This is a genomic window from Blastococcus sp. SYSU DS0552 (assembly GCF_054050815.1).
The window spans coordinates 95,292-110,322 of record NZ_JBJHAB010000014.1; the positions used below are offsets into that span (position 1 = coordinate 95,292).

General features: G+C 74.5%; 14 protein-coding genes, 1 tRNA gene and 1 riboswitch. Of the genes, 6 read left to right on the plus strand and 9 right to left on the minus strand.

Features of this window, described 5'->3' with window-relative positions; genetic code table 11:
* Positions 1 to 86 precede the first annotated feature (86 nt).
* Both ACI8AG_RS15005 and ACI8AG_RS15010 read right to left on the minus strand, forming a co-directional pair.
* Positions 87 to 587, minus strand: a complete 501-nt coding sequence (locus ACI8AG_RS15005; protein ID WP_456588980.1) for a DUF3145 domain-containing protein — start codon at positions 585 to 587, stop codon at positions 87 to 89.
* Positions 588 to 1,043: 456 nt separating this feature from the next.
* A complete protein-coding gene (locus ACI8AG_RS15010; RefSeq protein WP_456597680.1) occupies positions 1,044 to 1,256 on the minus strand; it encodes a hypothetical protein in 213 nt (70 codons plus the stop codon).
* 114 nt (positions 1,257 to 1,370) lie between these two features.
* Between ACI8AG_RS15010 and ACI8AG_RS15015 the strand changes: the two genes are divergently transcribed.
* Positions 1,371 to 2,264 carry a maleylpyruvate isomerase N-terminal domain-containing protein gene (locus tag ACI8AG_RS15015; RefSeq protein ID WP_456597681.1) on the plus strand — a complete coding sequence of 298 codons (894 nt, stop codon included), beginning with the start codon at positions 1,371 to 1,373 and terminating at the stop codon, positions 2,262 to 2,264.
* Here the strand turns inward: ACI8AG_RS15015 and ACI8AG_RS15020 are convergent.
* Both ACI8AG_RS15020 and ACI8AG_RS15025 read right to left on the minus strand, forming a co-directional pair.
* On the minus strand, positions 2,198 to 2,947 hold the full coding sequence (locus ACI8AG_RS15020) for a TVP38/TMEM64 family protein (RefSeq protein WP_456597682.1): 750 nt from the start codon (positions 2,945 to 2,947) through the stop codon (positions 2,198 to 2,200). The two genes, ACI8AG_RS15015 and ACI8AG_RS15020, sit on opposite strands and share 67 nt — an antisense overlap.
* Before the next feature lie 32 nt (positions 2,948 to 2,979).
* A complete protein-coding gene (locus tag ACI8AG_RS15025) occupies positions 2,980 to 4,206 on the minus strand; it encodes a murein hydrolase activator EnvC family protein (RefSeq protein WP_456597683.1) in 1,227 nt (408 codons plus the stop codon).
* Positions 4,207 to 4,216: 10 nt separating this feature from the next.
* Positions 4,217 to 4,372, minus strand: a riboswitch (cyclic di-AMP (ydaO/yuaA leader).
* 160 nt (positions 4,373 to 4,532) lie between these two features.
* On the opposite strand from ACI8AG_RS15025, the gene ACI8AG_RS15030 reads away from it, so the two are divergent.
* Both ACI8AG_RS15030 and ACI8AG_RS15035 read left to right on the plus strand, forming a co-directional pair.
* Positions 4,533 to 4,606 (plus strand) — tRNA-Ile (locus ACI8AG_RS15030).
* A gap of 401 nt (positions 4,607 to 5,007) precedes the next feature.
* Positions 5,008 to 6,309 carry a heparin lyase I family protein gene (locus tag ACI8AG_RS15035; RefSeq protein ID WP_456597684.1) on the plus strand — a complete coding sequence of 434 codons (1,302 nt, stop codon included), beginning with the start codon at positions 5,008 to 5,010 and terminating at the stop codon, positions 6,307 to 6,309.
* Positions 6,310 to 6,418: 109 nt separating this feature from the next.
* On the opposite strand, the gene ACI8AG_RS15040 is transcribed toward ACI8AG_RS15035, so the two are convergent.
* From ACI8AG_RS15040 to ACI8AG_RS15055, 4 genes are read right to left on the minus strand one after another with little or no spacing between them, the layout of a single operon-like run.
* Positions 6,419 to 7,081: an SGNH/GDSL hydrolase family protein gene (locus ACI8AG_RS15040; RefSeq protein ID WP_456597685.1), complete on the minus strand. Its 663-nt coding sequence runs from the start codon at positions 7,079 to 7,081 to the stop codon at positions 6,419 to 6,421.
* A gap of 31 nt (positions 7,082 to 7,112) precedes the next feature.
* Positions 7,113 to 8,030 (minus strand): AEC family transporter, encoded by a 918-nt coding sequence (locus tag ACI8AG_RS15045; RefSeq protein WP_456597686.1) that lies wholly within the window; start codon positions 8,028 to 8,030, stop codon positions 7,113 to 7,115.
* A gap of 27 nt (positions 8,031 to 8,057) precedes the next feature.
* On the minus strand, positions 8,058 to 9,458 hold the full coding sequence (locus ACI8AG_RS15050; RefSeq protein ID WP_456597687.1) for an esterase/lipase family protein: 1,401 nt from the start codon (positions 9,456 to 9,458) through the stop codon (positions 8,058 to 8,060).
* Entirely contained in the window at positions 9,455 to 9,877 is a 423-nt protein-coding gene (locus ACI8AG_RS15055) for a hypothetical protein (RefSeq protein WP_456597688.1), read from the minus strand. The genes ACI8AG_RS15050 and ACI8AG_RS15055 overlap by 4 nt, the downstream gene beginning before the upstream one ends.
* A gap of 132 nt (positions 9,878 to 10,009) precedes the next feature.
* Between ACI8AG_RS15055 and ACI8AG_RS15060 the strand changes: the two genes are divergently transcribed.
* A complete protein-coding gene (locus tag ACI8AG_RS15060; RefSeq protein ID WP_456597689.1) occupies positions 10,010 to 10,426 on the plus strand; it encodes a PaaI family thioesterase in 417 nt (138 codons plus the stop codon).
* Positions 10,427 to 10,432: 6 nt separating this feature from the next.
* Here the strand turns inward: ACI8AG_RS15060 and ACI8AG_RS15065 are convergent, their stop codons facing one another.
* The gene (locus ACI8AG_RS15065; protein ID WP_456597690.1) at positions 10,433 to 11,725 is read right to left on the minus strand and encodes a hydroxyacid-oxoacid transhydrogenase; all 1,293 of its coding nucleotides are present in this window, start codon (positions 11,723 to 11,725) and stop codon (positions 10,433 to 10,435) included.
* Between the two features lie 139 nt (positions 11,726 to 11,864).
* On the opposite strand from ACI8AG_RS15065, the gene ACI8AG_RS15070 reads away from it, so the two are divergent.
* Together ACI8AG_RS15070 and ACI8AG_RS15075 are read left to right on the plus strand one after the other, a co-directional pair.
* Complete coding sequence (locus tag ACI8AG_RS15070; protein WP_456597691.1) at positions 11,865 to 12,833, plus strand: cyclase family protein; 969 nt, start codon at positions 11,865 to 11,867, stop codon at positions 12,831 to 12,833.
* Positions 12,834 to 12,843: 10 nt separating this feature from the next.
* Positions 12,844 to 14,493, plus strand: a complete 1,650-nt coding sequence (locus ACI8AG_RS15075) for an AMP-binding protein (protein WP_456588968.1) — start codon at positions 12,844 to 12,846, stop codon at positions 14,491 to 14,493.
* Positions 14,494 to 15,031 lie beyond the last annotated feature (538 nt).

Genomic DNA, 15,031 nt, shown 5'->3' on the forward strand with positions numbered 1-15,031 from the left:
GCTTCCCCGACGGCGCCCGGACGGCCCGCTCCAGGCTACGACGGCTCCCCGACCAGGCCGGGAGTGTCGTGCCCCGATCGTGACCTTCAGACGACCTGGTGCAGCCAGGTGACGGGGCTGCCGTCGCCGGCGTGCCGGTAGACCTCCAGGTCGGCGTCCCACGCGGCGCCCAGCAGCTGGTCGACGCCGTGCCGGAACGCCTCGACGGAGGACGCCGTCGCCGCGAGGTGCCGCAGCTGCTGCTCGGTGACGATGAGGTCGCCGTTGGCGCTGGTGGGCGCGCGGAAGACCCCGTGCCCGGGCACGTAGGACATGCGCTCGCCGTCGTTGCCGTGGCTGGCTTCCTCGGTCACCTCGAAGCGCAGCATCGGCCACGCGCGCAGCGCAGCCACCAGCTTGGCGCCGGTACCGGGCGAACCGGTCCACGCCACTTCGGCACGGTAGGCACCGTGCGCCGCGGGCTGCTCAGCCCACGACAGGGAGACCGGCGCGCCGACGACGCGTTCCAGCGCCCACTCGACGTGCTGGCAGAGCGCCTTCGGGCACGAGTGCACGAAGACGACACCCTGGGTTGACCGTCGCTGCACCGGGCACCTCCATCGACTCGATCGGTCTCGTCTTCCCCTACGGACCCATCGATTCGGTGACGCGCCGTTATCGGCAGTGGCGGAGCAGGGCTCCCGCGACAAGTTTGCACGATGGTGCCCCCATCGCGCCAGCCCGGCTGCGACTCCTGGGACGAAAGTGACAGGTGCGCTCGCCCGGCCGCCGGTGCACCGCTTTGTCGCTGGTCAGCGGCCAATACCATCTGTTACTGGCGGCGTCCACATGCGTCAGCGAATTCACAGCTCCGCCCGGTGGGCCGGAACCATACCGGTCCACGAGGGCTCGGAACGCGAGCGGCCGCGCCCGAGAGCATCGTTACTCGCCGTAGTCGGCGTCCGGGGTGCTCATCGGCCCCCAGACGCCTGCGACCAGCGCGTCCTTCTCGCCGACAACCACGGTGCGTAGTGTTAGAGCCACGCGGCGTGGACGCATCCGGCTCAGAAGTCCAGGACCCCCACCCGGTCGCCGCCGGTGCTCTTGACCCGGTACATGGCGACGTCGGCCCGGTGCACAGGTCCTCGACGTCGTCGCCCGGCTCGGTACAGGCCGGACCGCGGGCGGACCAGCACGGCCGGGACCGCCGGGTGCGACCGTCGTCCGCAGGCGTGGCCCCAGCCCGCTCGGCGGTCGCGCGCCGGTGTCTCGCTCACGGAAGGGCGATCGGTCCGCGCCCGCCGCCGCGTGACGGCGCGCTCACCCGGGCGGGTGACCGGCGCCACGGTGCGCCGTGCCTGCCTCGCGCGGCCTCCGGGTAGGGCCTCCGCGTGGGCGGACACCAGGGCATGGCCGAGGCGGGCCGCGACGCGGTCGCGGGGATGGTGCTGGACGCGTGGGACGCCTTCCTCGCGCAGGCGGAATCGGTGGACCTCGACCGCCGGTCCCGGCTCCCCGGGTGGCGGGCCCACGAGATCTGCGTGCACCTGGGCTGCTGGGACGACCACACCGCCCTGCCCGACCTCATCGCCTCGGCCCGGACCGGCGGCGCCGGCACGCCCCCCGACCCGGACGCGGTCAACGCTCGGGTGACCGCCGCCCACCGCGACGCCTCCCGGGCGGAGGTGCTGGCCGCCCTGCGCCGCAACCGCGAGGCGACGGCCCGCTACATGGCCGACGAGCCGGTGGAGCTCGACACCGCACCCGCGGTCTCGGTCGTCGGCCGGCTGCCGCTGCTCAGCGTCGTCCTCGGACAGGCCTACGAGCTCGCCGTCCACGGGCTGGACCTGGCGTCCTGCGGTGCGCCACCACCGCCTGGCCCCGTGTTGCAGTCAGGGCTCGCGGCGCTGACCGACGTGACCGGCGCACTGGCCGCCTCGTCGGGCATCGCCGGCCGCGTCAGCCTGGTGACACCCGACGGCGGCTGGGGGTTCACCGCGGACGACGACGGGTGGCGGGTGCGACGGGTGCCGCCGGGTGTCGTCGAGGGCCCGGCCGTGGAGGCAACCCCCGAGCTCCTGCTCGACGCAGCCGCCGGCCGGGTGAACCCGGTACCGGCCGTGGCCCGCCGCAGACTGAAGGTCCACGACGTGCCCGGGCTCCTGCAGCTGGCGCCGATCGTCCAGCAGGTGCCGGGCATCCCGGGCGGACCGATCCTTCAGCTGGCCGCCCGCACCGTGGGCGGGGCCGGCGGCGCGCTGGGGCGGTTCTTCGGCGGGCGCTGACCCGCGTCCTCGCCCACCTGCTCGCCGGTGCGGGATCGGTACCTCGACACGGCCGCACCAGCGAGCAGCAGCAGCACCAGCACGACGACCACCGGGGCGACCGTGGCGGTCGGCATCCAGGCGACGACCGCGCCGGCCGAGGCGCCGGCGCCCACTTGCACCACCGTGCCGGGTATCAGTCCGACGGCGGTGGCGACGCCGTAGGTCAGCGGCCGTACGGCGCTCAGGCCCGCCGCGTAGTTGACCAGGACGAAGGGCACCATCGGGACCACCCGGCTCAGCACCACCGCGACGAAGCCCCGGTCGCTGGAGAACCGGTCCACGCGGCCGAGCCGCGGCCCCGCCAGCCGCTCCACGGCCGGGCGACCCAGGCCCCGCGCGAGCCAGAACGCACCGGTCGCCGCCAGGAAGGCACCGGTGTAGGCGACCGCGAAGCCCGCGCCGAATCCCAGGACCGCTCCGGTCAGCGCCGCCAGCACCGACCGTGGGACGGGCGCGAGCAGGACCACCCCCTGCGCGGCGATCAGCAGCAGCCACGTCCGGAGGCCGCCGCCGTCGGCCCACGAGCGGACCTGCGCCAGGGTGGGCACGTCGACGGCGAGGGCGGCGACCACGCCGGCCGCGAGCAGCGCGACGAGGAGCCACGCCCGCAGCCACGGGCTCGCCCCCGCCGTCGTCCGCACGTGCTCATCTTGACCGATGGCGTCAACCAGCCTCAGCCGCAGCTGCCGCCGAGGGTGATGCCGCGCTGGGCCAGCCACGGCACCGGGTTGGACCGGTTGGCGTACAGGCCACCGAGGTGCACCTCGAAGTGCAGGTGCGGGCCGGTGGACTGGCCCCGGTTGCCCACCTCGGCGATCTGCTGCCCACCGCTGACGACCTGGCCCGGCGAGACGAAGAACTGGTTCACGTGCCCGTAGACGGTGATGGCCCCGTCGTGGTGCTGGATGGCGACGGCGAGGCCGAACCCGCTGGCCGGCCCGGCCTGCAGCACGACCCCGGGCTCCGGCGTGAAGATCGGGGTGCCGATCGGCGCGGCGATGTCCACGCCGAGGTGCTGGGTACCCCACCGGCTGCCGTAGCAGGAGGTGACCCGCCCCTGGGTGAGCCGGCCGGCCCCGGCGGTCGCGGGAGCCGCCGCCACGGCCGCCTGCTCGGTGGCCTGCTGCTCGGACCAGGCGGCGACGGGGTCGGCCGTGCCGCGGAGGCTGAGCATGCGGATCTCCGCCTCGCGCAGCTGCTCGTCCAGCGCCGCCTTCTCGGCGGTGAGCGCATCGAAGTCGGTCTGCGCGGCCGCGAGGAGGGCGTCGACCTCCGCCTGCATGCCCTGGGCCTTGCGCGCTGCGGCATCCCGCTCGGCGACGGCGGCCTTCGCCTCCTGGTCGAGCCGGGCCTCGCGGGCCTCGGCCACCCGCAGGTCCTCGAGCACCTGCGCGCGATCCTCACCGAGGAGGTCGAGCGTCGCGGCCTGCTGGAGGAGCTCCCCCGGGCCGTCGGCGTGCAGCACCATCTCCAGCTGCTTCATGGACTTGTCGCTGCCCATGTAGGCCTCCCGGCCGAGGGCGGCTACCTCACCCTGGGTACTCGCCACGGCCTCCCGGACGGCGGCGAGCTCGGCGGCGATGGCGTCGGCGTGCTCGCGGGCGCGGTCGAGCTCGGCCTGCGCGGCGAGCACGGCGCCGCTGGCCTCCTCTGCCCGGAGGGTGAGCTGCTGCAGGCGCTCCTCCGCGTCGCGCACGCGCTGCTCGATGTCGGCGACCTCCGCCTCGACGCGGTCGTACTCGCTGCGCGCGTCGCCCGGCGCGGCCGCCGCGGTCGACGTCCCGAGCAGTGCGAGCGCCAGCAGTGCGGTGGCGGCGGTGGCCGCCCGACGGGTGCGGCGGAGGGCCCGGCGCGCGGGCGCGGCCGGGACGTGGTGGCGCAGGTGGTGCGAGGTCGCCAAGGCGACGGTCTCCGTTCCTCTATCCGCCTACCAGGTCAGCTGACGGGTTCGGGCCGGAACATGCCCTACCTGCCTGCCCGTGGTGGCGCAGGCGGGATTCACCCCAGAGAACGTGGGTCCCCGGTCCCCGCGGCGGTGAGGCCGCAGAGTTCGGCGGGGCCCGTCCGAGCCCCCGGGTTTCGGGAGCGGGATCGGATGGGCCGCGAGAGACGGTACAAGCGGATCGCCCGAATGTCACAGGGGGGTAACGGACCTTGTCAGTTCGCCCCACCGACCCCAGGACGTGGCTGCGGCGCCGCGGCGCCGTCTGGCAGGCTGGCGGGTCCGGGGCGGTAGCTCAGCTGGTCAGAGCATGGGACTCATAATCCCTGGGTCGTGGGTTCGAGCCCCACCCGCCCCACCTCTCCCAGGCCCGCGGTGTCGTGCCTGGCGCTCGCGCCTCCCTGTCGGCGTGAGCAAGGACACGGCTCCCAATGGGTGTGGGCACCTCGGCGTCAGCGGTGCGCCACACCGGCGCCGCGGCCGGAAGGCGACCGGCGCGCCTGTGCACCGCCGCCTTCATGACGTGGCGTAATTGATGCGTGACAGAACGTTCAGCCGCCGTCGGTTCGACCGGTGGTGCCACCGCCGCAGCCCCGGACGCGGCGTCCGAGCGGCATCTGCAGCGCCTGCCCGGCTCTCCTCGAGGGCCGGTCTCGTGCTCGCCGTCGCCACCGCCGTCCTGACCGATGCCGGCGGCGGCGCCCATGCCGCCGACCGCCTCGTCCAGACCCCACTCGACCTGATCTGAGGACCGACGCCATGAACAAGCGCAACCTGGCCGTCCTGGCGGCCCTGACCCTGATCGGCGGCGCCGGACTCGCCGACGCCGTCCTGGCAGCCCCTCGGCCCGTCACATCGCACACGCAGGCCGCCGCCGTGCTGCTCGCCCCGGCCGATCTCACCGGCGAGGCCGTCGATCAGCGGGCTTCGCTGGACTGGACGGGGGTGCCCGGGGCCCGCGACTACCTCGTCATCGACGTCACCTCCGGCGCCGCCGGTCGCATCGTGGGCTCCACCGGCGCCACCGCCTGGACGTCGCCCCGGCTGCCGCTGTCCACCCCGCGGTACGCCTTCGTGGTCGTGCCGCGGGACCACGCCAAGGTGCAGGGTGAGCGGACGGAGCCGGTGCACATCTACCCCGGCGGCCAGCCGGCCGAGCCGACCACCCCGGCCGAGGCGGCCCCGGTCACCACGACGCCCCCGCCCGAGCCCACCACCACCGAGCCGCCGGCGCCGTCCACGGAGCCCACCACGCCTCGGACGACCACGACGCCGACGACCACGACGCCCCCGCCCGCGACCGACCCCGAGCCCGAGCCCGAGTTGCCCGCCGTCCAGCCCACGCGGGTCTGGGGCTACGACGCCACGACGCTGGTCCCCGGCCCCTGGCCCGAGATCCACGCCCTCCGGTCGGACCAGTACGGCACCACCACGGCCAACCCGTACCCCGGCTCGGAGCGCACCGCCTTCTTCACCGTGCAGCGCGGCGACACCGGCTGGAACGGCACGCACGGCACCCTCCGCTCCGAGGTCCGCGATTCGATCGCCGCCTCCGGCGACGTCCGGCCCGGCGACGAGCAGTGGTGGGCCTGGTCCACGTTCTTCCCGGCCGACTTCGACTGGGACGAGCGCGGCCAGTTCCTGATCTACACGCAGTGGCACCAGACGGTGAACTCCGGCAACCCCAACGTGCACTTCTGGTCGGACGTGAACGAGAACCTCATGGTCGACGTCCGGGGTGGCACGGGCGGCAGGACCGCCGGCGACGCGCAGTACGTCCGGACCTTCAACCTCGGCACGATCGACAAGGGCGCCTGGAACGACCACACCGTCCGGTTCATCTGGTCCCCCGACCCGGCGAAGGGCCTCATCGAGGTCTGGCACCAGGGCGAGAAGGTCCTGTCCGAGCGGGTCGCCAACCTGTACGAGGGGCAGTCCGTCTACATCAAGCAGGGCATCTACTCGGCGGCCGGGACCTACCGGACGCACTACCTCCAGCACTCCCCGATCGGCTTCGGCCCGACGCGCGAGTCCGTCGCGTCCCTGAACGCGATGGGCTGACCTGCTCGGCTCGCCGGGTCCGGCGAGCAGGCCCGACCGTCATGGGGTCGCTGCCCGCAGTCCGGAGCTCTCCGGACTGCGGGCAGCGCGCGGCCCCTGCGCTCGGCGTCTAGGTCACGGCCTCCGCCACCAGGTCGGCCAGGGCGCGGGCGCCCGCCTTTGTCGGGTGGACCCCGTCCCGGGTCAGGTCGCGGTCACCCAGCACGCCGGCGAAGTCCACCAGCTCGACGCCCGTCCTGTCCGCCAGCCGGCGGACCGCGGCGTTCAGGGCCGTGGCGTCCGTGTCCGTCCACGGCTGCACCGTCGCCAGCAGCACCGTGCCCCCGGCCTCCTGCCCCAGCCGGACCGCCCGGCGCAGGTTCGCCACCGTCTCCCTCGTCGACACCCCGAGGCGGAGGTCGTTCGTGCCGGCCTGGATGACCAGGACGTCGACCCGCGGCGCGTCGGCCTCCAGACGCCGCAGCACCTCCGCCGCCGTCTCCCCGGCCACGGCCGCGTTCGCGCCGTCGGTGAACTCGTCGGAGCAGACGAGGTGGGAGTACCAGGAGCGGCCGCCGTGGAAGCCGAACCGGGGCTCGCTGTCCGCGCGGCTGATCGAGTCCCCGTACACCGCCAGCGACCGGCTCCCCTCGTCGCCCACCCACGTGACGCACTCCGCGTGCACGGCGCCCCGGGCGACGACCCGCGTCGGGCTGCCCGGGATCAGGACCGACAGGACCAGGGCGAGCCCGACGATCCCGCCGGTGATCGCGATCGTGCGCCGCCGCGACATGCCTCAGGACGCTAGCGGACCGCACGCCTCCTCAGCCCGCTACCAGCAACCACAGCGGCACGGTCCCGAGCGCGGCCGTCGTCGCCAGGGAGATGTGCGCGGAGACGAACCCGCCGTTGCCGCCCATGCGGGCCGTCAGCACGTAGGACGCCGTGGCGGGCGGCACGACGGCGAACGCGAGGACGACGGCGCGCTGGTCGCCCTCGATGCCCAGGAGCGCCACGAGGGCCAGCGCCGCCGCGGGCACCGCGAGCAGCTTGACCGCCGTCAGGTAGCCGGAGAGCGCCCACTCCCGGCGGGCCAGCTCGCCGATCCGCAGCGCCGCACCCACCGTCAGCAGCCCCATGGGCACGGCCGCGGCGGCGATCCGGCCGAGCGTGGCGTCGACCGGTTCCGGCAGCACCAGGCCGGCGGCGTTGCCGGCGAGCCCGGCGACGGTCGCCACGATCAGCGGGTTGCGGACGACGGCTCCGAGCACGCCGAGAACGGCGCCGCGTCCGCTCGCCGCAGTGGTGCCTCCCGCGAGCGCCAGCACCGCGAGGACGTTGACCGCGGGCACGGTGACGCCCAGCAGGACGCCCATCAGCGCGAGCGCGGCCGGCCCGCGGTCGTCGACGAGGGCCAGCGCCAGGAAGGAGTTGAAGCGGAACGCCGTCTGCCACCCCGAGGCCGCGGTCACCCGGTCGATGCCCGGGAACCACCGCACGAGCGCGCCGAGCAGCGCGCCCGCCGCGATCGCCCCCACCGCCGCCAGCAGGGCCGCCCCCGTGCCGGCCGCGGCGACGTCGGCGGCGAGCGTGGTGCGCAGCAGCAGGGCCGGGAACAGCACGAAGTACACGAGGCGCTCGAGCTCGGCCCAGAATCCCGGGGACCGCCAGGCCCAGCGCCGCAGCAGCAGCCCCAGGACGATGAGGGAGAACTCGGGCAGCACCACCGCCGCCCCCTGCACCACGGCAGACTAGCCAGCGCGGCCACGTCACCTCCGGCCGATCTCGTAGACGTGCGCGACGACCGACGCCGGCTCGCCGGGCGGCACCAGGAAGGGCGCGGCGGCGGCGCGGAACGCGGCCAGCGACGGGTCCTCCCCGGCATCGACCGCCCGGGCGGCGGGCCGGTACGCCGCGCCGATGGCGTGGTTGTCCGCGACGCTGCCGTGCTGCGCCGCGAAGGTCACGGTGGTGACGTTCGGGCTGTCGTCGTTGGCGCGGCTGTCCAGCTGCGGGACGAGGTCGTGGCGGTTCTCCAGCGCGAGGAGCTGCACCTCCGGCGGGACGTCGACGCGGGCGACGGGTGCCCCGACGGTGACCACGGCGCGCACGTCGAACCCGAAGCCCGGGCCGCCGGTGTCCGCGGCCGCCTGCGCGGCCACCATCCCGCCCTGGCTGTGCCCGACCAGCAGCACGGGGTCCGACGGCCCCGCACCGGCCCGGCGGAGCGCCTCGGCGATCCCCGCCTGGCGCGTCGTCGTGTCACCGCCGAGCACCCGGAGGCTGGTCCCGAGGTCGTGGGTCCGCGGGTGGACCGTGCCCGACGGCGCGTTCCAGACGCCGGTGCCGGGGATGTCGACGACGTAGGCGGTGCCACCGTCGGCGCGGGTGAGCACCCGGACGGCGATCGTGTCGCGCGCCGGGCCGGACTTCCGTGCCCGGACCTCGAGCGCGCCCAGCAGGTCGTCGATCCCGCGGGGTGGCGCGGTCGCGGGACCGCTGACGTCGTCGGGCAGCCGCGTGACCACCGGGGCCCCGTCGGGCCAGAGCCGTCCGAGCCGGCGGGCCGCGGCGCCGACGTCCTCACCGCCGAGCCAGCGGCCGGTGGGGCCGACCGCGAGACCGCCGGCCATGGTGGCCGCACCGGGCAGCGCGCCCATCGCGTCGTCGACCAGCCCCGGGCGGTCGGTCAGCCAGCGCTCGGGGTCGGCGAGCAGCGCGGTGACGTCGGCGGCCGCGCTGGTCGGGTCGCTGACGGCCCGCCCGGCAGTGCCCAGGACGAGGGCCGCCGCCGTGACCGGCCAGAGGCAGCCGGCCGCCCACTCCAGGTCGTCGGCCAGCTCGGCGAGCGCGCGGTCAGCCGCCTCGTAGGCCGCGGCCGCGTCCTCCAGCGCGACGGCCCGCGCCGCGAACCGCACCGCGAGCGCGGTCAGTCCGCGCGGACCGTCCAGCGCCTCCAGCAGGGCGGCACCCACCCGCGCCACGCCCGCAGGGTCCAGGAGCGCGGAGGCCAGCAGGTCGGGGTCGGCGAGCACCAGGTGGCACGCCGCGCTGGTGCGGGCGAGCAGTTCGGCCAGGCCCGCGCTGCTCCGGCCCAGGGTGACGAGGTCGGCGAGCTCCGCCTCGACGCCGCCGGCCCCGCCGCTGACCGAGAGCTCGGGGGCGGTCACCACAGGCCCGCGCGGCTCAGCCGGGCCGGCACCGCGCGCCAGGCGTCGGCACCCGCCTCGGGGAGTTCGCCCAGAACCTCACCCACCTGCTCGAGCGCGTTCTCCCCGCGGGCGGCCCGTTCGGCCAGCCACGACCGGACCGCCTGCTCCGCCCGGGCGATCGCGGCGAGCCGGGCGCGCACCTCGTCGGCGTGCCGGCGCAGCAGCTCCGCGGCCCGCTCGATCGCCTCGGCCGCGGCGTCGACGTCCGCGCAGTCCCGCGCCTGCTGGCGCCGGTACGCCGTGGCGGCGTCGGACACCCACTGGGCCCGCCGACCGTCGCGCCGGTGCTCCTCCCCCGCTTCCCGCACCTCCCGCGCACGCCGCACGAGCTCGGCCGCCAGCGCGTCGAGCGCCTCGGGGTCCCCGTACCGGATCACCGCCGCTCCTCCCCTGGTCCCGCGATCGAGGCGGAGACGTCGAGGCGGAGGCTAGGAGCGCGGGCGCACCCCGCGACGGGCTCCGGTCGGGCCTGTGGGAAGCCACCGGGGCTGTTGATGGATGCTGACCGGGTGACCGGCGAACCCGTTACCGACGCCCACGTGCAGGCCATCCTGGACATCCCGCTCCACCGGTTCCTCGGGGTGGAGCTGCGCGACGCCGGGAACCCGGCGGCCGGCATCCGCTTCCCGGTGGGCCCTGCCGCGCAGAACCCGGCGGGGCTGCTGCACGGCGGCGTCGTCTACGCCCTCCTCGACGTCGCCTCGTTCCTGGCGCTGCTGCCCTCCCTCGGCGACGGCGAGCACGCGGTCACCCACGACGTCTCCGCCTCGCTGCTGCGGCCGGTGGCCGCCGACTCCACCGTGGAGGTGACGGCGACCGTGCTGCGCCGCGGCCGGGCGGTCGCGTTCATGCGGGCGGAGGCCACCGTGGACGGCGTCCTCGTGGCGACCGGTCAGGTCACCAAGACCGTCGTCCCCCCTCGCTGAGGGGCCTCACCACAGCGAGAGCGACCGCCGGAAGATGCCGGCCAGGTCGTCCTCGGTCACCGCGCGCGGGCAGGTGGCCAGCAACCGCTGCTGCTTCATCGCGCCGTCGACGAGGTCGGGGACGTCGCCCTCGCCGAACCCGACCGCGCCCACCCCGTTGGGGATGTCGATGTCGCGCATCAGGTCGGCCAGCACCGTGGGCAGGAACTCCGCGAGGTCCGCGGGCCGGTCGGCGCCCGGCGCCAGCAGCTCCGCGGCGCGGACGTGCCGCTCCGGGAACGCCTCGAAGGTGAAGCGGAACGCCTCCGGCGCGGTCAGGGCCACCGACATCCCGTGCGGCACCATCGGCTCGTCGGCCGGGTAGTCCTTCGGGTGGAAGTCCTTCACCTGCCCGGCGATCGGGTAGGCGTTGGCGTGCGGGATGTGCACGCCGGCATTGCCGAAGCCCATGCCGGCGAACGTCGCCGCGATCGCCATGTCCGACCGCGCCCGGGCGTCCTCGCCGTCGCGCACGGCGGTGCGGAAGGAGCCGGCCAGCAGGCTCAGCGCCTTCTCCGACCACATGTCGGAGATGGGGTTGGAGCCGCAGTAGGGCACCCGCTGGTCGGGGCTCTTGCGGTCGTAAGTGGTGTACCAGCGCGCGGTGTAGCTCTCCAGCGCGTGGCAGAGGATGTCCATCCCCGACGCCGCGGTGACCCCGGCGGGCTGGCTGAGGGTGAGGTCGGGGTCGATGACGGCGAGGGTGGGCCGCAGCCAGGCGTGGCTGATGCCGGTCTTCACCCGCTGCGCGATCACGTCCATCACGCAGATCGTGGTGCTCTCCGAGCCGGTGCCGGTCGTCGTCGGGACGGCGACCAGCGGCTTGAGCGGCTGCGACGGCGCCTGCCCCTTGCCGACCGGGACGTTGACGTAGTCCATCAGCTCGCCGGGGTTGGTCGTCAGCAGGTTGATCGCCTTGGCGGTGTCGATGCTCGACCCGCCGCCGACGGCGACGAACGCGTCCCAGGGACCCGACGACCGGGCCTCGTCGATGGCGGCGACCAGGCTCTGGTCGGTCGGCTCGACGTGGACGCCGTCGAACACCCGCGCCTCGATGCCGAACTGCGCCATCTGGTCGGCCACCCGCTGCGGGTGCCCGGTGGCCGCGACCCCCGGGTCGGTCACGACGAGGACCCGCCGCACGCCGTACCGGCTGAGGTCGAAGCCGATCTCGTCGGAGGCGCCGTTGCCGAACTTCAGCTGCGGGGCCCCGTAGGTGAAGACGGACTCGGGGTTGCCGGGCACGGTGCTGGTGGTCAAGGGGGCTCCCTGCGGCTCGGTCGGCGTCGGTTGCACCGAATGTTGCACGCCGGTTGTGGTCGGCACCACAGCGGCGAATAGTCCAGGTCACCGCCCCGCCCGTCGACGGACGGGCCGTCGACCAGCTCTGGAGGCATCCGTGACCGACACCCCCACGACCGCGCCCTACCTCGGTGAGCTCCTGAAGGACGCGCCCACCAACTGGGGCAAGTGGGGGCCCGACGACGAGGTCGGCGCGCTGAACTACCTCGGGCCCGAGCAGGTGCTCGCCGCGGTCAAGCTGGTGCGCTCGGGCAAGGTCTTCACCCTGCAGCGGCTGATCGGCGACCCGAAGGGCGATCCGGTCTGGCCCGGCCGCACCCCCGCCGTGCGCACCCAGGTGCTGGACGAGAGCGACTGGGACGAGGGGGGCAAGGGCGCCCAGTACCCCGGCGGCCTGCACTACGCCGACGACAAGATCGACGCCTACCTCCAGGGCTCCACCCAGTACGACGCCCTCGGCCACCTCTGGTACGACGGGAAGATCTACAACGGCTACGACGCCCGGACCACGGTCGGCGGGCTGGAGAAGGCCAGCGTCGCGCCGATCGCCGAGCGCGGCGTCGTCGGCCGTGCCGTGCTCCTGGACATGGCGCGCTTCCGCGGCAAGCCCACCCTCGACAAGGGCGAGACCTTCACCCACGAGGACCTCGTCGCCTGCGCCGAGGCGCAGGGCACGCCCATCCAGAAGCGCGACATCCTCGTCATCCGCACCAACTTCCTGCAGCTCTTCCACGAGCAGGGCGAGGCCTTCTACGAGGGCTTCAACGAGCCGGGGCTGGTCTACTCCCCCGAGCTGGTGCGGTGGTTCCAGGACATGGAGATCCCCAACCTGGTCACCGACACGATCGCCAACGAGGTCACCTTCGACCCCAACAACGGCGTCGCCCTGGTGCTGCACAACGCGCTGATGCGCAACCTCGGGGTCACCCTCACCGAGATCGCCGACCTCGAGAAGCTGGCCGCCGACTGCGCCGAGGACGGGCAGTACGCGTTCCTGTACGTCGCCGCCCCGCTGAAGGTCGCGAAGGCGGCCGGCACCCCCGTCAACCCCGTCGTCATCAAGTGAGGCCGCGGTCGTGACCGGCTACGACGACCGGCCCTGGCTGGCGCTCTACGGCGACCAGCCGGCCGACTACCCGATCGAGTACGACACCGCCCTGGACATGTTCCGGGCCGGGGTCGAGCGGGACCCGCTGGGCGTCGCGCTGCGGTACTTCGACGGGACGATCACCCGCCGGGAGCTCGACGAGCTCAGCGACGCGCTCGCCGTCGGCCTGCTCGAGCGCGGGTTCGGGCCGGGCGACCGGCTGGCGGTCTACCTGCAGAACGTGCCGCAGTTCGTGATCGCCATGGTCGCCGCCTGGAAGGCCGGCGGGATCATGGTGTCGATCAACCCGATGAGCCGGGCCCGCGAGCTCTCCTACCTGCTCGCGGACTCCGGGGCCACGGTGCTGCTGGCCCTGGAGACGCTCTACGACGAGGTCGCGCGCGAGGTCGTGCCGGACACCGACGTCCGCCTCGTCCTCACCACGAGCGAACTGGAGTTCCAGACGCGGGACGACGAGCGGCTCTTCGCCGGCATCAGCCGGCAGCGGCACGAGGGGACGACGGACTTCGCCGAGTTCGTCGCCGTCCACCGCGGCCGGGTGCCACCGCCGGTCGGCCTGCGCTCCGACGACGTGGCGTTCCTGACCTACACCTCGGGGACCACCGGCGTGCCCAAGGGCGCGATGAACACCCACCGGAACGTGGTCTTCACGGCACAGGTCTACCGCGACTGGGTGCACGCCGGCCGGGACGGCGCGATCTTCGGCGTCGCCCCGCTGTTCCACATCACCGGGCTGATCGGGCACATCGCGGTCAGCCTGCTGGTGCCGGCGCCGCTGGTGCTGGCCTACCGGTTCGAGCCCCAGGTCGTGCTCGACGCCTTCGCCGAGCACCGCCCGGCGTTCACCATCGGGGCGATCACCGCGTTCAGCGCACTGCTCAACGCCCCGGGGTTCACGCGTGACCACTTCGACTCGTTCACCTCGATCTACTCCGGCGGTGCGGCCATCTCGCCGACCGCCGAGCAGAACTTCCTGGCCGCCACCGGCAAGCAGGTGCACAACGCCTACGGCCTGACCGAGACGACCTCGCCGATGACGGTGACGCCGTTCGGGTCGCCGTCGCCGGTGGACCCGGTCTCGGGTGCGCTGTCGGTCGGTGTCCCCGCTCCGAACACGGTGGTGCGCATCCAGGACGACGACGGCCGCGACCTGCCTCTGGGCGAGATCGGCGAGATCGTCGCCGAGGGGCCGCAGGTCGTGGCCGGCTACTGGGGCAAGCCGGAGGAGACGGCGGCCGGCCTGCCCGGCGGTGCGCTCAAGAGCGGCGACGTCGGCTTCATGAACGACGAGGGCTGGGTGTTCATCGTCGACCGCAAGAAGGACATGATCAACGCCTCGGGCTACAAGGTGTGGCCGCGGGAGGTCGAGGACGTGCTGGCCGAGCACCCTGCCGTCCGCGAGTCGGCGGTGGTCGGCGTGCCCGACGAGAAGCGCGGCGAGACCGTGAAGGCGTTCGTCAGCCTCAAGCCGGGGGCGAGCACGACGTCGGAGGAGCTGATCGCGCACTGCAAGGAGCGCATGGCCGCCTACAAGTACCCGCGCAGCGTGGAGCTGGTCGACGAGCTGCCCAAGACGGTGACCGGCAAGATCCTGCGCCGGGAACTGCGGGGTCGGTGACGCCTCCGAGAAACGAGGGCGGTGCCGTTTCGGAAGCCCTCCCGGATCGCCCACCGGACGGTTAGCGTCCAGCGCTCCTTCCCGGCCGTTCCCCCGGCTCGTCGATCCTGGCGGTGATGACGATGACCACCCCGCCCCAGCCCCCCGCCGGGGATGTCCCGGTCCCGGGGGTGGATGCCGCGGCACCCACCTCGGGCGCCCCCGGGGTGCGGCGGCCGTCGCCGGTCCCCCGGGATCCCTCGGCCGTCCGGCACGCGGCCCCGGCGCGCGGGCGCTTCGTGCCGAGGCGGGCGACGGCTCCGACCTCGCCATCGACCCGCCGCGCCGCGGAGGCGGCGGCCCTCCGCCGGTGGCGTGCCCTGGGCGTGGTGACGGGCGGGCTCGGGTCCGCCGCGCTGGTCGCGCTGAGCGGGGCCGGCCTGCCCGCGGCCGGGTCCGCCGGGCGGCCCGGGGGGGCGGCCGACCCGGCGGAGTCGCGGTTCTGGCTGCTAACCCCTGAGTCACGCACACGCCAGGGGCCGCTGGTGATACCGACCAA